Annotated in this window: 12 protein-coding genes; 5 read left to right on the top strand and 7 right to left on the bottom strand. The window is 47.3% G+C overall.

The features are described from left to right. Window positions 1-175 precede the first annotated feature (175 nt). The 3 genes from WBG78_RS26720 (at window position 176) to msrA (ending at window position 3639) form a co-directional block, all read left to right on the top strand. A complete protein-coding gene (locus tag WBG78_RS26720) occupies window positions 176-1525 on the top strand; it encodes an MFS transporter (protein WP_337329583.1) in 1350 nt (449 codons plus the stop codon). A gap of 142 nt (window positions 1526-1667) precedes the next feature. Then, the gene (locus tag WBG78_RS26715) at window positions 1668-2807 is read left to right on the top strand and encodes a hypothetical protein (RefSeq protein ID WP_337329582.1); all 1140 of its coding nucleotides are present in this window, start codon (window positions 1668-1670) and stop codon (window positions 2805-2807) included. Window positions 2808-3081: 274 nt separating this feature from the next. Continuing rightward, the gene (gene msrA / locus WBG78_RS26710) at window positions 3082-3639 is read left to right on the top strand and encodes a peptide-methionine (S)-S-oxide reductase MsrA (protein WP_337329783.1); all 558 of its coding nucleotides are present in this window, start codon (window positions 3082-3084) and stop codon (window positions 3637-3639) included. Window positions 3640-3856: 217 nt separating this feature from the next. Here the strand turns inward: msrA and WBG78_RS26705 are convergent, their stop codons facing one another. Together WBG78_RS26705 and WBG78_RS26700 are read right to left on the bottom strand one after the other, a co-directional pair. Next, window positions 3857-4396: a hypothetical protein gene (locus WBG78_RS26705; protein ID WP_337329581.1), complete on the bottom strand. Its 540-nt coding sequence runs from the start codon at window positions 4394-4396 to the stop codon at window positions 3857-3859. 124 nt (window positions 4397-4520) lie between these two features. After that, complete coding sequence (locus WBG78_RS26700) at window positions 4521-5102, bottom strand: RNA polymerase sigma factor (protein ID WP_337329580.1); 582 nt, start codon at window positions 5100-5102, stop codon at window positions 4521-4523. Window positions 5103-5319: 217 nt separating this feature from the next. On the opposite strand from WBG78_RS26700, the gene WBG78_RS26695 reads away from it, so the two are divergent. Together WBG78_RS26695 and WBG78_RS26690 are read left to right on the top strand one after the other, a co-directional pair. After that, a complete protein-coding gene (locus tag WBG78_RS26695; protein WP_337329579.1) occupies window positions 5320-7779 on the top strand; it encodes a TonB-dependent receptor in 2460 nt (819 codons plus the stop codon). Further along, window positions 7779-8855, top strand: coding sequence for a DUF4249 family protein (locus WBG78_RS26690; protein ID WP_337329578.1), 1077 nt, complete (start codon window positions 7779-7781; stop codon window positions 8853-8855). The genes WBG78_RS26695 and WBG78_RS26690 overlap by 1 nt, the downstream gene beginning before the upstream one ends. Here WBG78_RS26690 and WBG78_RS26685 read toward each other — a convergent pair whose 3' ends face one another. The 5 genes from WBG78_RS26685 to WBG78_RS26665 form a co-directional block, all read right to left on the bottom strand. Next, window positions 8856-12173, bottom strand: a complete 3318-nt coding sequence (locus WBG78_RS26685) for a VCBS repeat-containing protein (protein WP_337329577.1) — start codon at window positions 12171-12173, stop codon at window positions 8856-8858. A gap of 43 nt (window positions 12174-12216) precedes the next feature. Next, complete coding sequence (locus WBG78_RS26680; protein ID WP_337329576.1) at window positions 12217-15549, bottom strand: VCBS repeat-containing protein; 3333 nt, start codon at window positions 15547-15549, stop codon at window positions 12217-12219. A 4-nt stretch (window positions 15550-15553) separates the two neighbouring features. Continuing rightward, a complete protein-coding gene (locus WBG78_RS26675; RefSeq protein WP_337329575.1) occupies window positions 15554-16150 on the bottom strand; it encodes a hypothetical protein in 597 nt (198 codons plus the stop codon). Next, window positions 16131-19364 (bottom strand): VCBS repeat-containing protein, encoded by a 3234-nt coding sequence (locus WBG78_RS26670; protein ID WP_337329574.1) that lies wholly within the window; start codon window positions 19362-19364, stop codon window positions 16131-16133. Before WBG78_RS26670 ends, WBG78_RS26675 begins: the two co-directional genes overlap by 20 nt. Window positions 19365-19638: 274 nt before the next feature. After that, window positions 19639-21255 carry a RagB/SusD family nutrient uptake outer membrane protein gene (locus WBG78_RS26665; protein ID WP_337329573.1) on the bottom strand — a complete coding sequence of 539 codons (1617 nt, stop codon included), beginning with the start codon at window positions 21253-21255 and terminating at the stop codon, window positions 19639-19641. Window positions 21256-21258 lie beyond the last annotated feature (3 nt).

Raw genomic sequence — 21258 nt, 5'->3', positions numbered from 1 at the left:
CCGCACACGTTGCAACTGGGCCAAATTGAAGGAAATTCAATTTTTTTCTTGGAGCATATTTGGCGATTTGCTGTTCTTAGTGACGGCCCGTTTAGCACGCGTTTAAAGTAGCGTCCAGTACCTGTTTCCACTAAACTTATTCCGGGGTTCGGGTACTCACGACACCGTCCAAACTATGGTTACCATTCAACAACGGCAACGACTATCAAATGCGCGCATCTGGAACATGAGTGTGGGGTTCCTCGGGATCCAGTTCGGATTTGCCCTTCAAAACGGAAATGCATCGCGCATCCTCGGAATCTTCGGTGCCGACGTCGAGCACCTCTCCTGGTTCTGGCTGGCGGCACCACTTACAGGCATGATCATCCAGCCTCTTATCGGATACTACAGCGACCATACGTGGACATCCCTTGGCAGGCGCAAGCCCTACTTTCTCGTGGGGGCCATAGTCGCCGCACTGGCGCTCATGCTCATGCCTAACGCTGAAGTGCTGATTCATTTGCTGCCTCCGCTTTACGCAGGCGCCGGGATCCTCATGATCATGGACGCCTCCTTCAATGTTGCTATGGAACCGTTCAGAGCACTCATAGCGGACCTGTTGCCCTCCGATCAAAGAACAGAAGGGTTTGCCGTTCAGACATTCCTCATTGGAATCGGCGCGGTGCTTGGCTCCTGGTTGCCATATCTCTTTGCAGAAGTATTTGGTGTGGAGAATACCGCCAGCGAGGGCGTTGTGCCGCAGTCTGTGACTTTATCTTTCTATGTTGGAGCAGTAGTATTTCTGGCTGCCATCTTATGGACGGTGGTCACAACTAAGGAATTCCCACCCGATGAATATCCTAAGGAAAGGAATGGTGAAGCTAAGATGAAAGGCATAGCGCAGATCTTTACAGATTTCGCCCAGATGCCAAAGACCATGAAACAGTTGGGCGTCGTTCAATTCTTTTCCTGGTTTGCCCTCTTTTCTATGTGGGTGTTTTCGACTCCGGCAATTGCTACACATGTTTACGGACTTCCAGCAGACGATCACTCATCAACGACCTATCAGGAAGCCGCTAACTGGGTAAGCGGCCTGTTCGGCATTTACAACGGTGTGTCTGCTGTTTATGCGCTCGTACTTCCGGCAATAGCCTATGCGTTGGGAAGGAAGCGAACACACGCAATGTCGCTCACCATCGGTGGCATTTCACTGATGTCTATTTACTTTATCAGTAATCCATACCTGTTGATAGTTCCCATGATCGGCATCGGCATTGCCTGGGCGAGCATCCTTGCCATGCCTTATGCTATCCTGGCGGGTGCTCTGCCTGCCAGGAAAATGGGACTCTATATGGGGGTCTTCAATTTCTTCATTACGCTCCCGCAGATCGTAAACGGCATTATCGGCGGACCTGTGGTTAAGTACATTTATGGTTCGCACGCCGTGTTCAGTCTGGTAGCGGCCGGAGCATTCTTTTTGGTTGCTGCATTCTTTGTGCGGTTCGTAGAAGACGCTGATGATATGCCGCACGGTGCGCGCCGTTAACGCGCCCGGTTCAGTCGTAGCCACTACCGGTTAGCGATCCCTTACGGGCTTCGTCCGACGCATGTATTGAATTCCGCAGATTCAAAACTTTTTTTTCGGAATTGGCGGTATCTTGGAATGATTTTTTCGTTTACCCCCTTTTATGAGAGCACCCCATCTTGCTATCGCAACTGCGGTTTTTTTGACGATAGCGTGTAGTTCCGGGAAAAAGGCCTACGAGCGCGGAGATTACTATGAAGCTGTGACCCAGTCGGTAAACCGGCTTCGTCAGAACCCCGACCACAGCAAATCACTGGAAGCCCTGAAAAACGCCTATCCCTTGGCTGTGGAGTACTATGAACAGGAAGCCAAAAATCAAATCGCTTCCAACGCTCCCCTTAAATGGAAAAGCGCCATTGAGTCGTACAATACAATAAACGGCTTATATGAGCTCATTCGACAGTGCCCTGGATGCAAGAAGGTAGTGCCAAATCCAAAGGAATATTACGCCGAGATCGGCCCGTTAAAGGAGAAGGCGGCAGAAGAAAGCTATAACCTTGGCATCGATGCTTTGATGAAAGGAAATCGCATGGAGGCACGACGTGCCTACTTCAATTTTAACGATGCCCAAAAGTTTGTTCCCGGGTACAAAGACGTAGTTGAATATCTCGACAAAGCAAAGTTTGAAGCAACACTGAAAGTTGTTCTTGAACAGATACCTGTTCCCCGTCGTTACGATTTGTCCGGTGACTTCTTCCAGGACAAAGTAGAATCGTATCTGCGCAACACATATACTGAAACAACCTTTATAAGATTCTATACTCCAGGCGAAGCGAAGGGCGAAAATCTGCAGGTTATTGACCAGGTGGTGCGTATAGAATTCGATGATTTCAGCGTCGGCAATTCTGTGCTGCGCGAAAAGACAGAAACATATTCAAAGGATAGCGTGAGGGTTGGCGAAGCCAAGGTGAACGGCAAGGTCGTACCTGTTTATAACACAGTGAAGGCAAAGCTTACCACATATCACAAGGAAGTGATGAGTCAGGGAACACTTAGCATGGTGGTGACCGACGCGAAGACCAACGGTGTTCTCGATCACAAGAAATATAGTGGTCAATATGTTTGGGTATCGGAATGGGCCCGCTTCAACGGCGACGAGCGTGCATTGGCAGAGCCTCAATTGAGACTGTGCCGCCTTCGCGAACAACAACCTCCCGGCCCCCAGGATCTGTTTCTGGAATTCACAAAGCCGATATACAATCAGCTGACCTCGGGTATCCGGGGATTCTATCAGAACTACTAAGAGTTCTTACAACCAGCGGTATCAGAATAATCATTTACTGCCAGTCAATTCCTTTTGGTGTATGAGGAATTGATTGGCATTTTTACGCTATCAATGCGCGGACGGGGTGTTCCCGACATTTTAATAACATCCGTGCAAACCAATTTTATCGTAAATAGGTTTAATAATAAAACAAACTATGATACGCTTGATAATGTCCGCGGCGGCCGTTGTACTGTTCGCCAGTGCGTCCTGTACGTCGCGTGATAACATTTACTCAGGTACAGATAATTCTATGAGCGAAATCGCGACGAACGACAGCCTCCAGATTGCCACCTTCGGTTCAGGCTGTTTCTGGTGTACAGAAGCAGTGTTCCAGCAAGTAGACGGTGTTGCCAAAGTTGAATCCGGATACTCCGGTGGGAAAGTAAAGAATCCAACCTACCGGGAAGTTTGCAGTGGACTTACTGGTCATGCAGAAGTTATTCAGTTAACGTACGATCCTGCTAAAGTATCGTTTGAAGAACTGTTGGAGATTTTTTGGGGAACACACGATCCCACAACGTTAAATCGTCAGGGTGCTGACGAGGGAACACAGTACAGATCGGTGATCTTTTACCACAATGCAGAACAAAAGAAGCTTTCAGAGGAATACAAAAAGAAACTGGATGCATCAGGCGCATTTAACAATCCAATTGTAACGGAGATCACTCCATTCACCAACTTTTATAAGGCAGAAGACTACCATCAAAACTATTATAACCTGAACGGAAGCGCTCCCTACTGTTCGTTTGTGATCAAACCGAAGATGGACAAGTTCAAAAAGGTGTTCGCTGACAAGCTGAAAAAATGAAATAATTTTCCTTGTACGTTTGAAACTTTGGAACAATGATTGCGTTATAATTCTGTGAGTAGAGTAATTCTTCTCATAGGTTTAGGTTTAGGTAAACAAAAAGGCCCAGAGACGCTGGGCCTTTTTGCATTTATAGCGGGGGTTGCCCCGCAATCGGACAATTGTTTGCGCATAGTGGTGCAAAAGTCAACCTTGATTTTCGACCATTCGTAAAATACTACACAGATTTGGCCTGATCTTTTTTGTCGGCCTTATACTCGCGTTCAAGCTTGTGCAGTTGCTGATTCAGCAAATCAATACGTACAAGTAGATTCAACACAAGAGCATCTTTTACTTTATCAGTGGGATCTGACTTCATCTGTTCCCTGAGCACATCATACATGGCTTCAAGCTGATGAAAATCGTGTGTAAATCCATTCAGCCCATCCGCGCGTTTGAAGTCATCAATCAACTTAACTTTCTCTGAAATTTGCTGAACATAAAACTCCTCCACATCTCTGAATTCTTTCAACGTGACAGCACTCGCCTGTTGCTCTTTTACATCACCACGACGGCTCACCGTCATTGACACAAGAAAGTAACCGGTTGTCACCATAAATAGAATGGCGGCGGCCCGCCATATGACAACGGAGTTCCAAAGCGATGGCCGTTGAAAGGACAGTCGGTTGCTTATGTTCTTCCACGCATCCTTTGGCACCTCGCGATCGTCGAACGCGCTTCTGTTTGTTTTAAAAAATTCCTCCAACTCGTCTTTCATATAGCTGATGTTCTGTTCCTTTATTCTGAATACTCATCGTTAGTACTGAGTCCTGAGTCCTGAGTACTGAGTACTTTAATTTGTAGCCTGCAATCCCTAATTCTTAATTCTTAACTCTTAATTCTTAATTCTCTAGCAGTTCTCTAAGCTTAGCCTTCGCGCGGTTGAGCTGAGACTTTGAAGTCGATTCCGTGAACCCCATAATCTCCGCTATTTCCTGATGGTCATATCCCTCAATCAGGTACAGCGATAAGACATTCCGGTATCCATCGGGCAATTGTGAAATTCCTTTCTTGACCCGCTCCACCGTAAGCTCCCCCCGATAGCTAACGTCAGATTCAGGCTCGGCAATATCCCAGTCCTCATTTTCGGGTATCGGTTCAAACTTCCTGCGGCTGACGGCGTTGAGGGCCTTGTTGACGACAATACGCTTCAGCCACGACCCGAACGTGGCATCACCCCTGTATCCGTCAAGGTTTCGGAAAGCGCTGATAAAAGCCTCCTGGAGCACGTCCTGGGCCTCCTCTTCATTTTGAACGATCCGATACCCAACGTTGTACATGGCACGGGAATACAGCTTGTAAAGGCTATGATGCGCCGTCTGATCGCCCGTCCGGCAGCGAGCAATCAAATCCTGATGTATGTTAAATACTTCGTCCAATCCGTTACAAAAGACAAGCGGCTTACCTGCAAGGTTGCCTGTCAATAGCTAAAATAATTGGTAACATCCAATTTCGTCACCGACCCCGGCCACACATGCCAAACGATCACAACCACAACTGGATTTCCAGGATCACAAAAATGCTCTAAAAGCCTCAAAATTACGCCTGCAATCGTGTTAGATCTGCCGTTTAGCAAAAAACATAAGAATGTTCGGGTCGTTTCAGGGTCGATAGTATATGTTAGCAAACTTAAACATCGTCATGCCTGGACTTAAGTCTTCGACCTGGAAACATCCACTTACTCTCTTGATGATTATGGGCCTGACGGGACTTTTTCTTTCCGCCCCCACAACAGCGCAGCAGAAGGTCGGAGACGAATGGAATGTGCCTTATACAATGGTTGGCGACTCAGCCGATCTGGTTGAGGGCAGCATGGTGACTGTAACGGGCACCATCCGTGGCGAGAATGGTGCGCCTATCTCAGGCGCAACTATCTCAGCAGAATCTTTCAAGCACTTCGACCATGCCGATGCAGACGGGCGCTACATCCTCAACATGCCAACCGGTCGTTATCGGGTAGCAGTGCGTCATTTGGGTTACAAGCATGTATACATGCGACTGCGGGTTATCTCCAACGGCGTCGTAGACATAACGATGGAAGAAGGCGTTACCTCCCTGGATGAAGTGACTATTTTATCGCGTGCCATTGATAGCAACGTGAAAGAGTCTCTTCCGGGGTTGAACACACTGAATGTTCAGGAAATTAAGATGCTGCCAACGATGATGGGTGAAGTCGATATCCTCAAAAGCCTCCAACTCATGCCCGGGGTATCCAGCGTTGGCGAAGGGTCATCAGCATTTAACGTAAGGGGTGGACGCATGGATCAAAACCTTGTGCTGCTAAACAACACTCCACTCTTCAGCACGACACATGCGTTGGGATTTGTGTCTGCCTTTAACCAGGATGTGCTCGAAGATTTCAGTCTGTATAAGGGCAACGTTCCGGCAGAATACGGCGGCCGCGCCTCATCTGTATTACAAATCAATACGCGGCGTGGCGCTTTCGACAAATGGTCATTGCAGGGAGGTATCGGGCCCATCTCCAGCCGTATTGCCGTGGAAGGTCCAATCGTGCCGGGCAAGACCTCGCTGCTGGCAGCCGGTCGAGGCTCGTACGCCAACTGGGTGTTGCATAAAGCTAATGACCCGGATGTTTCCAATAGTGATCTGTCATTCTACGATGGCTACCTTGGGTTAAGTCATCGTTTCAGTACAAATAGCATCGCTGATGTGTCGTTCTATGCAAGTCATGATGACTTCCGATTCTCGGATCAATTTGGGTATCGTTATAACAACTATGTCGTCGATGCACGCCTTCAGGCACTCGCCGACCGAAAAGCCTCCCCTGTCTTCTCGCTCTCCTACGGGCACTTCAGCAGCACACTGATAGATCCCAATGGTCTGGATGCATCCGAGCTAACCAACACAATGAACTATCTGGTGGCCACGGAGAATCTCAATTATGAACCTTCGGACAAGCACGCGATCGTAGCAGGAATTTCCGGAACCGGATACTTTCCCCAAGCCGAACGAATTCGGGGTATCAATGGAGCAACTAACGTATCACAGCGGGAAGTGCCGAAGAACAATGGCATAGAACTGGCAATTTATGCAGGCGACGATTTTAAGGTAACGGAAAATTTCTCAGTATCCTTCGGACTCCGCTATAGTTATTATGCACACCTCGGACCAGATACTGTTTTTCATTATGCCGACGGCTCACCACGGCTCCCAAACAACATAGCAGACACGACATACCATGATGGCGGCGAAGTTATTCAATCTTTCAATGGACTTGAGCCGCGTATCTCAGCACGGGTAAGTCTTACTCAAAACCAATCGATTAAAGTGAGCTACAACCGTATGCGTCAGTATATTCACCTGATCTCTAATACAACTGCTCCCACTCCTGTTGATCTATGGCAGGTCAGCAATAGTTACCTTCCTCCACAGGTTGCCGATAATTACTCAATCGGTTACTTCCTCAATCTGAATAACAATGCATGGGAAACATCAGCTGAGCTGTTTTATAAGAAAATGCAAAACCTCGTTGAGTACAAAGACTTCGCGCAGCTGTTCCTCAACAATCATTTGGAAACTGAATTGCTAACGGGCCGCGGCCGCGCATACGGTGGTGAACTGTATATAAGACGCTTGAAAGGACGACTAACTGGTTGGATCTCGTATACATACACACAGACCCAGGTCCAGGTTCAGGGCAGCGATGAAACAACATCAATCAATAGCGGTGCCTGGTATGCTTCAAACTACAACAAGCCGCATACATTCAATTTTGTGCTTGAGCGAAAGTTCAAAAACAATGGCTCCTTTAGCCTCATTGCAACGTACGCTTCGGGGAGGCCACTAACGGCGATCGAATCCAGCTATATAGTTAATGGAACTGTTATACCGGTGTACTCGGCGCGCAATGCCTACAAGATGCCAGACTACTTCCGGGTTGATGCTTCGATTACCGTGGGTAACGTTTTCCGAAAGATCGAAGACTCTATTGTCTTTTCAATCTATAATCTCTTCGGCAGAGAAAACGCATACTCGGTCTTTTATCAGCGCCCCGCTCCCAACTACTTTATACCCAAGCCGTATAAACTTGCCATTCTCGGAACCGCGTTGCCTTCGCTTACTTACAACTTTAAGTTCTGATGCGTATACTCCAACGATACCTGCACGTGATCAAGTGCCAACTTCCGCGCATCATCTTGTTCGGTGCCCTTTCAGGCTGCCTCACTCCGATCGACGTTAATATCGACAACACCAGCGGCATCGTGGTCATCAGCGGCCAGGTAAGCAATATTGCTGACCAAACAGAAGTTCAAGTCGGGTTAACCGCAGACACTGATCGACTGCCCTTTCCGGTATCGGAAGCCGCTGTGAACATTATTGACGAGACAACGGGAGAATCCATTGCTCTTTTTGAATCCAGCAGCGCCCCTGGCATCTATCATCCGACAAATTACGCAGGCGTTCCGGGACATGCCTATCATGTTGAGATAGAGTTGCCACAACGAGGGAGCTACCGGTCGGAAACCGACGTAATGCCAGATGCCCCTGGGACTATTCAAGCAGGTTACGAATTCAAAGTCCAGTCATACACGGATTTTGATGGCGTCGTTTCAGATCAGCCCTTCCTGTTTGTATACGTCGACGCCGAGTTACCTGAAGCTTCCGGGAGCCAATATTTAAAATGGAACGTGGATGAAGTCTTCCTGTTATCACCGACAGACTTCCCCGACCCATTCGGCAATGTTCCTCCATCATGCCTGGTGGCGCAAAGGGTGGATCCTCAGAGAGTGACACTATACGATGGAACCAAGGTCACAACCCGCAAGATTGATAAGTTGCTAGTCGCTGTCAGAATAGTGGATTGGACGTTCCTGGAGAAGCACGCGATTACTGTTTATCAATCCGCAATATCGGCGCGAACCCATACTTACTGGCATCAGGCCGATTTGTTGAGTAATCAAACTGGTTCTATATTCGATACACCGCCAGCCGAACTCAAAGGCAATGTCCACGGGAATGGAAACGAGCGTGTCTTCGGACTGTTCTCTGCCAACGCACAAGCATTAAATCGTTTTTTCCTGTATAGATCTGATTTGCCTTTTCCTCTGCTGGTGACGGATTGCGTATACGCCGCTGAACGTTCATCCTACCCCGACCGTTGTTTGGATTGCACGAGCGTTCGAAACTCAAGTTACAACAGGCCAGATTGGTTTTAGCTAGGGAGACTTGCGCTGGACAGAAGAATTTTCGTGTCGAATCGTCGAAAAGACAAGCGGTCGCGAATCGTTGCGACCTACTATCACTTTCTTCTCATCGTTCTGTCCTTTCACTATCACGATACTCCTCGCCTGACCGCGTACGACAAATCCGGAGGCTGACGGCTCAATGCTGGTGAAGCTGCCCTTGCCATCACCTAACAGAATAACTCCGTATGATGCATCTGCCCTGCCAATGTCAGGTTGAACGGCACCTGCGTTTCCTGCCATTACGACATCCAATGCACCATCACTATTTATGTCATCAATGGCGATGCATTCAACAGAACTTAACTGAGATTCAACCGGCATCGCCGTTGCCAAAAATTTCCCGCCGATGTTTTCAAAATATGTCGTGGCTAACGTGTGGACGCTCCGTTGTATGATCGGTTGTTGCCGATTCAGCAGATCATTGATGTTCACGTCGCGAAACAGACGATAATTCACGAATCTCCGTTTTAATGATGGGACCTGCTTTAACAACTGGTCGCGTGATATAAACGGATAGGAAATGCCATCATTGTTATAGGTCATTAGTGGCTCTGCGCTACCATTGTTATCAATATCACTTATGTAAAGGTTGAGCGGCAGTTCACCTGCTGGTCTTAGACGAGAATTCAATCCAAAGTTTCCGCCGACCAGATCCACGTCACCATCATGGTCGAAATCAGCGGCAGCAATTGAACGCCACCATCCACCGGTATTTGCCAGTCCAATGCTATTGGTCGCGTCGTCAAATTTTCCACTGATGTTTTGAATGCACACAGTTACGGGCATCCAATCGCCGACGATCACAAGGTCAGCTCGTGTGTCGGCATTTATATCTGTCCAAATCGCGTCGGTCACCATACCTGCGCTGTCCCTTAGACTGCCTGGGAGGAGCGCTGAACTGACATCTTCAAAGACCCCTTTGCCGTTGTTCCTCCAAAGCGTCTGTGACGTAAACTGACCGTATCGCCCAGGGACTACACTGGCGCCGATGAATAAATCCACATCGCCATCATCATCGAAATCGCACGGACGAACACAAGAAGCATTTATATCCACCACCGGAACTTCCTGGGATCGACGAAAACCTCCACGACCGTCGTTGAGATATAACCGAGGCTGGAGAGTGCCGGGAGTGAGTGCCTCCTGACCGCCGCTGACCACCAGTAAATCCGTCGTACCATCGCCATTGGCATCGAAGAACGCGGCATCAACATCTTCAAAAACTGAGTCTATTTCAAATGCCGGGACAGTGAGTCGGCGAAAAGCCCCGTTCGCCTGGTGCAGGTACAGCGAACCGCTTTGACCCTTGCCACCTGTCATGTAGATATCATCCCGGCCATCGCCATTCACGTCGGCTCTAACCATCCCGGGTCCTTCCATCGATACGGCGGTGGGCATAAGGCGCTCACGGTTAAATGGAACAAATTCGTCTTCACGGTGTGCCACATCCAGTTCAGGCAGCATTTTCAGCAATGGCGAGGCTGCCTGAAGCTCGTGCCGTTCCGGAGCGTTGGCATCATGCTGGTTAATCTCTATTGTCTGGTTCAGCGCTATTGCAGCCAACCGCTGCTTCTTTCCTCCAGGCCAATTGACAACTATCGAATCAATAACGGCTTTTGTCGGAAGTCCGAAGTGTAACACATGGTCAGTTGACGAGAGCCAGCCTCGTGCAGGTATTTGTTCCCTAACATAGCTATTGCCTCCGGCATATAACGCGACTGAAGCGCCCACACCGGTACGGTTTAAGGAATTTCCCTTCAGTTTTATTTTTAAGTAACCGCCTTGACCTGGATCATGATTGTTTCGGAAGATAGACGCCGTGGCATTCATGTTGTTCACTACAAGGTCTAAATCTCCGTCATTGTCCAGATCAGCAGACGTCGCCCCATTTGACAGCGATGGTTCTTTCCCGATCCAATCCTCAGTTACATTGCAAAATCGAAGGCTCCCGCAATTTCTGAAAAACATATTAGGAACGGCTCCACCCGGCATCTTGCCAATTAACTGGCTGTTGCTCAGAAATCGCTGAGCGGAATCGGAGCTGATATAGTTAATATAGTCCATATCGTTCGGACGCCCAGCTATACCGTTGGCAACAAAAATGTCGTTCAATCCGTCGTGATCGAAGTCCGCTATGACCGGCCCCCAACTCCAGTCCGTCGCTTCTACCCCCGCCAACGGCGCAATGTCACTGAACATCAGTTGCCCCTGATTATCGAGGCCGCGATTTAACTGTAGAGCATTCCGCGCATATTGATGGTGATAGCCAAATTTCAATTTGTAATCGTAAATATCGAATGGATCTTCACCTGCAGTTGTTTTGATTACCACTTCGTCGCGTGGCAGCATATCAAGTGAAAATATATCACTCCATCCATCGTTGTTGATGTCTGCTATGTCAACACCCATGCTAAACCGACTGGTGTGAGGAACACTGTTGACAATACTCTCTCCAAAGCTGCCATTGCCGTCGTTGATATATAAATAATCGTTTTCATGGAAATCGTTTGCCACGTATAGGTCCTGGTAGCCATCGCGATTCAGGTCGGATACGGATACACTCAGACCATATCCTGAAGCGCTGCTTAATATACCGGCGGAAGAAGTTACTTCCTTAAACACGCGTTGTCCAAAGGGTATGCGCTCATTCCGATATAGCTTGTCACCGGCACGGGCGTCACTCTGTAAACGATCAGACGCCGGGGCCAAAGAACGAGACGTGTGAACGGCATGATTAACCAGGAACATGTCCAGGTCTCCGTCATTGTCGTAGTCAAAAAACGACGCTTGAGAGGAAAATCCCTGAAACGAGAGACCATAGGCTTCCGTACTGTCTGAAAACGTCAGGTCACCGTTGTTTATATAGAGGCGATTGGCTCCGTCGAATTTTTTATAACCACCTACTCCACAGGAAAAAATATCGAGAAGCCCGTCGCCGTTAACATCGGCCATCGTAACTCCAGTCTTCCAGTTGCCGCTTCCCTGAACGCCAGCCTTTTCCGTAATATCCTCAAAATGCCACTGACCTTTGTTCAGGTAAAGCCGGTTACTCTCCTGGTTGGACGAAAAGTATAAATCAGTTAACCCGTCATTGTTGATATCGCCTGCTGCAACCCCTCCTCCATTATAGAAGTACAGGTATTCAATGATGTTAAAGTCATCCGAAGACTTCAGTGTGTTTTCAAATGAAACTCCAGTTTCTGCCGGACTTAAAGCTTGTAAGAACGTGTCGCGCTTATGGTTCTTGCAGGCAGTCCACAAGAGTATGCTCACTGTTATAGTGATCATTGAAATGACGCGGCGAAGCCTGCGATCGACTCGCAAGAAGTCATTACTGCTCAAGCGTGACAACTGACCGATCATTTCGACTGATTACTGTAACCGGACCGCGCGGCGTCTGGACTGTAATAACGTCCCGCACTTCCCCATCGATATTCACACCTGATTCCTTGGCACTCAACGCGCGAAAGGTTCCATCACCATTACCCATCAGAATCAGCCCGTAGCTGGCATCATATCTGCCGACTTCAGGTTTCGATCGGTACTGATTCCCGCCCAGGAGAAGATCGCTGATACCATCTTTGTCATAATCTGCTATCTCAATCCCAAATACAGGAGCGAGTTGGGCCTCGACAGGCAGAGGATGAATTGTGAATTCTCCCGAGCCATTGTTGAGTAGTACAGAGGTTGCAAACTCATACGCAGAAACCCTTAGTGCTTTGCCCAAATTTTCTGGCCCAAAGACATCGCTCACTGTTTGGTTCTTATAGCTTTCATACTTCAGATACTTCTTTTTTAATATGGGCATCTGAGAAATCAAATCATGCCGTAGCGGCATCGGGTAACTGGAATCCCCGATGAATGTAGACATGATTTGTTCTGTTGTACCGTTCTGATCGAAGTCAGAGATATACATTTCAACGGGATGGCTATATGACGCACGGAACCGTGAATTGTAGCCGTGGTTACCGACGACAAAATCGATGTCTCCATCTTTGTCCAGATCACCAGCCTCAATTCTATTCCACCAGCCATTTGACCTGGCGAGGCCTGATTTATCCGGTGATTCCGCAAGTTTCCCTTGTTGATTCAGAAATACCTTCACGGCCATAAATTCTCCCACGACAACAAGATCCTGCTGCCCATCATGGTTGACGTCCGACCAGATCGCGTCAGTGATCATCCCAACGCCGCGCAGGCCTGGAGCAGCACTTGCGCTGACCTCTGTAAATTTCCCTTTACCATCGTTATTAAGAATGTAACCGTTAGACGGCACTCCGTAATACGAAGAAACAAACCGAACACCGACGAATAAGTCTACGTCTCCGTCGTTGTCGTAATCACAAGGCTTAACAGTCGATTTGCTTTCGAAGGCAGCGGACGGTAGCGTCTGGTTTGCTCTTGTAAACTCCCCTTTTCCGTTGTTCAGGTACAGCCGATCGATCAGCGCTGTTGAAACATTCGAAAATTCACTTCCTCCGCTACAGACATAAATGTCATCGTCGCCATCTCCATCGGCATCAAACATCGCGGACCCCATATCTTCACACCCTTTATCCTGCTCAAATGCGGCCTGCTTACTCAATATGAACTGGCCATTTTTCTGCTGAATAAAAAGTTGTCCTGACTGATCCTTGGCGCCTCCAATGTAAATGTCAGTCAGACCATCTCTGTTTACATCTCCCTGAGTCATGCGCGGTCCTTCATTACTCAGCATATGATAGATCAATTTGTCGCGATCGAAGTCTACAAAACTATTCTCGACGTGAGTAAAAGGGATGAGGTCCGCAGACTTTTTCAATACTGTATTTGAATGAGCTGCGGAGACAGGATTCGGCAAATCTGCCGCGACGCCCTTAGCCTCTGAAAGGTGCAATACCTGATTCGTCGGAACATTATCCAATCTGGTGATCGTACCTCCCGGCCACCGCACAGTTACACGCTCAACCGTATCTGCATCTCCTACGCCGATATTCGGCCGATCGTCCACCGACGACTGAAATCCTCTTATCGGCATTTGTTCTATATAGTAGATCTTTCCCTTTGCTTCGATACTTATGGATGTGCCGACGGCAGCGGTATTGCCAAGCGAACCGGTCAAATCGAACTTCAGGTAATGATGGCTGGGAAAGTTCTTTTGAGTTTCGTTTTGGAATACCCCAGCCTTACCGTTGACATGATTGACTACAAGATCCATATCTCCGTCATTATCGAGATCGCCATAAGCTGCGCCATTAGAAAAAGCTGGCGCGTCTAAGCCCCAGTCTTTTGCCACATTAGAGAACTTCAAATTGCCCATGTTCCTGAATGCGTAATTTGAAATAGGATTGGACGGAATCAATTCCACAAGGGTCTTGTAGTCCACCTTGTTCCCATTAACGAGAGTTTTTGCAATGTCGGGATTCGAGACGTATTGCAAATAGTCCTGATTGGTTAGATCTCTGAGAATGCCGTTGCAAACAAATATGTCTTTGAGGCCGTCGTTATCCATGTCAAATACCAGCGCTCCCCAACTCCAATCCGTCGCTTCTACACCGGATAGTCTTCCTATCTCGCTAAAGGTTCCATCGCCATTATTCAGTTGGAGCATGTTCCTTGTGAATTGGTGAAAGTACCCATTTTCGACGTTATACTGATATCTATCCCAGTTGTCGAACGTAGTTACAGTTTTCAACCTTGAATTGTTGCCGGGCAACATGTCTGTCACAAAAATATCCGGGTACCCATCGTTATTAATGTCTGCCACATCGGCTCCCATTGAAGCCGCACTGATAGATCGCATTGACTCTGGAAGCACCTCCTTAAACTTTCCATCTGCTGTATTGATATAGAGGTAATCCCGTTCAAAAAAATCATTTGAGACATAGATATCCATCCAGCCATCCCGGTTAACATCACCAACAGTCACTCCAAGTCCGAAGCCGATCAAACTTCCATACACGCCGACCTCGTCGCTAACGTCGTGGTACTTTCCATTGTCATTTCTCAGGAATTTGTCACCGCCCAAACTGTCGCGCTTGTGCCTTTCGTTTTTTCTGAGGTTAAAACTTCCAATCGGCGTGTAGGAGTTATTGAGAATGTAAAGATCAAGGTCGCCGTCTTTGTCATAATCAAAGAAAGCTGCGTGTGTAGTGTAGCCCCTGTCGTCGACCCCGTATTCTTTTGCCCTTTCAGTGAAGGTGAGGTCTCCGTTGTTAATAAACAACTCGTTCTGTTTCGCATCTCCGCGGATATCGCCTGAGTTGCAAACATAAATATCAGTAAGTCCATCACCGTTGACGTCGGCCATGCTCACTCCTGTAGACCATTTACCCTTACCTTCTACCCCAGCCGTTCCGGTGATATCTTTAAACTTGAAGTTTCCCTGGTTCAGATACAGTCTGTTGGGGACCATGTTCCCGGTAAAGTAGATATCCAGCAATCCGTCATTGTTGATATCGCCAATTGCTACGCCGCCGCCGTTATAATAATTCCTGTAGGTGTAGATATTAAATTCATTGTCGAAGTTCAATGAATTTTCAAAGTCAATTCCGGTTCGCTCATCGGTTAAGGACAAAAACAATGAATCATTTTTCTCGTTGCGACTACTGCATCCAACGAACAAAATTGACAACGCAACGATAGTGCAGATACTTCCGATCGAACGAACGAAATAATATGTCATTGCCTTATTGAGTTTGTTGCTCAACCAACTTCTCGCGCTCACGGGCCTGCGCAGTTAACTGCCGCATGTCGCTGAAAACCGCCTGCACGAACTGGTCGTCACGAATGAACAAATTAATTCTCCTCCTGCCGTCGATCTTATAATAGACCGTTCCCATAGTTTTGTGCTGAAGACTTTTGAAGTTGTCGCCATAGGTGTTTTTATAGTATGCGAGGACATCTATGAGCAACGAATCAGAGCTGAGTTGCTTATTCCAGGGGGCCCATGATTCGTAACTATAAAGAACGGGCATCTCCAGGATATGGTCGTTGTAGAATGTCGGATAGAAACGCATGTATACCGGCTGCTTCATGTCACCTTTGATCAAATATTCTACCTCCTGATTCTTGGGACCATGCGTGACAACTTTCTGCCTGTTCAATTCCCAGCAATGATCATAAAAACTCTTTTTCTCCATCCCCAAAGAGATGCCGAGGAACAGGCTATCATATTTTGCATCGCTCTTAGCCGATTGCCGCCCGCAACATGAAAGACCTATCATTAAGAGCACCAGCGAACCCAGCTGGAGAAGGTGAACCGGTCTACTTTGTATTAGTGTCATATTTATACGTCCTGATAGGCTGATTATTTACTCCAATTAAAATACGAGAGTGATGACTGCCTCTGACTTTTAGCAGTGATCTGATTTCGCCGCTTACGTAAAGGCCAGATTGATCGGGCGTCATTGTATTGAATTGCCCAAGACCGTTCCCTGCTAGTACGAGCCCGAATCCAGCGTCGTAAATACCTGTTTCCGGCTTCGCCCTATACAGGTTTCCTCCCAGGAGAATGTCCTGAGCCCCATCACCATTAAAATCATCGACCATGATAGCGTATACCGGAAAGTATTGAGCTTCATAAGGGAGGTCAATACGTTCGAACTTTGAATTGCCTTTATTAATCCAGACGCTGGTTTTCATGTCGTACACATTCAACCGAACAGAACTGGCGATCTCCTTTGGCCCAAAGATCTCTTCCATACGTTTTCCCTTATAATCGCTAAAGTTGAGCAGACGCTTTTTCAGCGATGGTAATTGCGTGAGCAGATCAGTTTTTTGAACAATGGGGTAAGCAACGCCATTTTCGAACCGGGTAATGATCTGCTCGACAGCACCATTTTGATCGAAGTCATTCACGTACATCGTCAACGGATGTGTTCTTGTAGCTGCAAAAAATGAATTCAGACCATGATTGCCCGCGACAATGTCCGGCAGGCCATCGGCATTAAGGTCAGCAACCTGAACTGCATGATACCAACCATTGGTACTGTCCATTCCAAACGAACTGCTGACATCTGTCAGCTTGCCCCTGTCGTTTCTGAAAATCTTTATTCCCATCCATTCGCCAACCACGACCAGATCACTGTCTGAATCGTTGTCAAGGTCTGACCATTTTGCATCGGTCACCATTCCTAAATTCGCCAGGCCGGCAGCCATCGCTCCAGTTACATCCTTCATAACGCCGCTCCCATCATTCTGCAAAACATAGCCATTGGCAGGAATGCCATAGTTACCCAGCACGAGGCGGGTGCCCACAAAAAGATCTGCGTCTCCGTCACCATCATAGTCAGACGCCTCTACAGTAGATGTACTCTCAAAGGCGCGGATCGACGGTAGAGTGTTATTGGATTTTTTAAATTGACCGTGTCCATTGTTGATGTACAACCTGTCCATAAGGGCCGAATTGCCTGGCGTAAATTCCGTTCCACCACTTGCAACATACAAATCCGGGAAGCCGTCCCCATTGGCATCAAAAAACTGACAGTCGGTGTCTTCAGAGCTGCTGTCAGATGCAAACAGCAGTTCTTTGCTCTTGCTGAATGAACCATCTTTTAACGACATATAAAGTTCTCCAGCCTGGCCCTTCGCACCCCCGACATAGAAGTCGGAACGACCATCACCGTTCGCGTCGCCGGCGCACAGGCAAGGTCCTTCATTGGAAATCATATTGAACATCAGGCGATCGTTATCGAAATCAACGAACTCATTTTCGTGATGTTCAAAGGTCACGCCTTTGAGCGTATCGCGTTTCAAAAAAGTGACGGATCTTCTGGGAGCGACAATCGACCTCGCAGCTTTTGCATCCTTCTCGAATAGCTCAAGTTGCTGATTCACTTTCACGTTGTTAAGTACGCTTACTTTGTTAGAAGGCCATGTCACAATCAGCGAGTCGATTAAAGCCTGTTCGCCCAAACCAAAAAACAATCGACTATCCACCGTCGACATAAAGCCACGCATAGGCGAAACTTCCTGGTAATAAAGTTTATCCTTGATTTTTAAAACCACCTTAGCCCCGAGCGCAAATGAGTTATTGCCCTCTCCTTTCAGCTTAACGCTCAGGGTAGCGTTCGAGGGAAACATCTGCCTTGATCTGTTCTCATAAACAACTGATGGCATGTTAACGTTGTTAATCACCAGGTCAAGGTCGCCGTCATTGTCAAGGTCGCCATAAACAGAACCATTTGAAAAGCCGGGGTCCTGAAGGCCCCATGATGTAGTTTCGTTGGAGAACCGAAAATCTCCCAGATTTTTAAACGCATAATTTGATACCGGAGTGCTCGGTATCGAATCGATTAGTTCAAGCAATACTCCAGTGCGCTTCGTCCTGATTTTTTCAATAATGTCCGGATTGGCTGAGAAGTGCACGTAATCCTGGTCAAGCAAGTCCTTGTAAATTCCATTTGCGACAAAAATATCTTTAAGACCGTCGTTGTCCATATCAAACACCAGAGGCCCCCAACTCCAGTCGGTGGCTGAAACACCGGCAAACCTTCCTATTTCGCTGAAAGTACTGTTGCCATTATTCCTCTGAAGGGTATTACGACCGAATTGTCTATGATAGCCATTTACAACGGCCGAATGATACTTGTACCAGCTTTCAAACTGAGTAGTCGTCTTTCTGCGCGCGTCCGGTTCCGGCAGCATCTCAGTTACAAAAATGTCCGGGAGTGCATCATTATTCAAATCGGCAATGTCTGCGCCCATTGAACCTAAGCTAAGTTCAGGCATCATTACTTCTATACGTTCAGAAAAAGAACCTTTTCCGTTGTTAATATAAACGTAGTCGCGTTCGAAGAAATCGTTTGAAACATAAATGTCCTGCCAACCGTCAAGATTGATATCGGCGACTGCAACACCGAGTCCAAAGCCAATAGCACTGGAGTAAATCCCCGAGGTGTTGGTTCTGTCGATGAATTTGCCGTTCTCATTCATCAACAACTTGTTTCCTCCCAAATCGTCAGGGATGTCGCGTTGCCCGCGACGTAGATCATAGGCACCAACCGATCTGAGTGAATTGTTTAGAAGGTAGCAATCGAGGTCTCCGTCTTTGTCTGCATCAAAAAACGCCGCGTGCGTTGAAAGGCCTTCAAAAGCGAGCCCGTATTGGGAAGCTTGCTCGACAAACTTGAAATTGCCAGCATTGATATAGAGTTCATTGCGTCTGCGCTTTCCGCCTGGAGGACCTGATTTGCACAGGTAAATATCCAGCAAGCCATCAGCATTTACGTCGGCGACACTAATTCCTGTCGTCCAACTTCCTTCCGACTGAATTCCGGCCGTACGCGTCGCGTCCACAAACTTCAGGCTACCGGTATTCCGGTAAATCCGGTTGTCGACCATGTTGCCGGCAAACACGATGTCAACAAGTCCATCGTTGTCAAAATCACCAAGTCCAACTCCGGCGCCGGAGTAAAAGTTTTTATATGTATAAGTGTTGAGTTGCTCGGTATGAATCAGTTTGTTCTCAAAATCGATTCCTGATTCGTGGGAAGCCAAAGGTCGAAATAATGAATTGGACGAATCATGCGAAGACACTTCATCCTTGCAGCAGACACAGCTGAAAAAGAAAAGAATAGGAAGGCCCAACCGCAACACCCCGCCCCTGCTCAAAATACTAAGGCTCATTCAATTATTCCCAAATCCAAATTGCAAAACCAGCACAAAAACTTCTGAACAAAAATACAAATTCCAAAACATCAATGAGGTAAGAAAAAATAAGCAGATGACTAATAGCCACCTGCTTATTGTTACGATCTAATTAATGACTCTTTTATCCACCAGTGGCACCTGGATATCCAGGATTCTGTTTCAATTCCTTGTTAGCATCAATTTGCTGTTTAGGAATAGGGAATAACTGATAATGAGCATCCTTAACCTCTTTAGACCACCATGCCTGCTGCCATTTGCCGAACCGGATCTGATCCTGTCTGCGAGTCATTTCACCAAACATTTCTCTACCACGCTCCGCGTATAGCAGATCAGTTGTAAGCGCCGGGTAAGGATCAACCCCTGCCCGTGCACGAAGCAAATTCACCAGTTCCAAAGCGCCAGGCTGTCCCAAACGATGCAATCCTTCGGCCTTTGTAAGAATGATATCGGCAAGTCTGAAGATTACAAAATCATTATTCATGTTGCTTGTAGCGCCAGACTCGAATTCATACTTACCAATACGTGCCCCAGCCTGACGTAATCCTTGTGGATATATTTCATTGAGCTGAGGTGTAAACGTAACGGGAGCACCATCGAAATCATTAGGCTCGAAACCACCGTCCAGGGTACGCGTTCCATCAGGATTATATTGTGGACCAACAATGAAGTTTGATAAACGATCATCTACTGTGCCGATATCGTCTGATACTCCATCCTTGTTCGCATCCTTTGTCAGACCTTTCCAAACAGGTCCCTGAGGTCCTGGGTTTTGAGTAGGATCAATGTAAGAATTATAAAACTCTTCCACCGTCTGGTAACCATTCCATGGCTGGAATGTCAGATTGTACGTTGGCTGACTGGCCACTGACAGCGTCATCGCAATCCAGTTGAAACCCTGCGCGAAAACCTGATCATATGGATATACAAAGATATTCTCCTTCGATCCAGAATTCTTGGCCGTAAAATTCGCCTTGTAACTCAGTTCAAGACTATAGCCACCCTTATCGATGATTTCAGTAGCGTCGTCAACTGCTTTTTGCCACTGTGGAGTTCCTGTGAACACTCCTGCATTCAAATACAGTTTCGAACGAATGGCTAGCGCAACCCATTTGGTCATTCTGCCATACGTAGCTGCACTTTTTGCCGTGGGAAGAAGAGGAATGACTTCCGTTAACTCCTTTTCGATGAACGCATAAACTTCCGCCCTGCCCTTGGTTGCAGGCGGTGTTACATCCGTAAAATCCACTACGAGCGGAATATTACCGAATGCATCTACAGCCCAATAATACCACAGTGCCCTGACAGCCCGAAGTTCTGCGATAAAGGCATCAGCTTCGTCGGTATCTAAAGCTTCGAACTGATAAATCAAACGGTTACAAGTATTAATACCGCCGTACAGAAACGTCCAGGCATTGTTAAAGAAACCGTTATCAATCGCAAATTCATGTTTATGAAGCTGTAACAGCACACCACCGTCATACCAGTCACCGCCTTTCGTACAGACTACTAATTCGTCAGACGCAAGCTCATTAATAGACCAAAGTCCTGAGTGATTGCCTATACCTCCAAAAGAAGAATAGGCCTGGCCGAGTGCAGCGATGAATTCCTCATCGGTCTTGAAAAAGTTGTCCGCTGTTACATCACTGTAAAGCTCTTCGTCAAGGTTAGTACAGGAAAACGTACAGACCATGATGCCCAACGCTACCCATACATTTCGTCTCATATTTACTCTTTTCATGTC

Origin of the sequence: Chryseolinea sp. T2, from assembly GCF_037203685.1 — a bacterium.
Lineage (GTDB): Bacteria > Bacteroidota > Bacteroidia > Cytophagales > Cyclobacteriaceae > Chryseolinea.
Note: the sequence above shows the minus strand (reverse complement) of the source record. Positions and strands in the feature narration are given on the sequence as shown.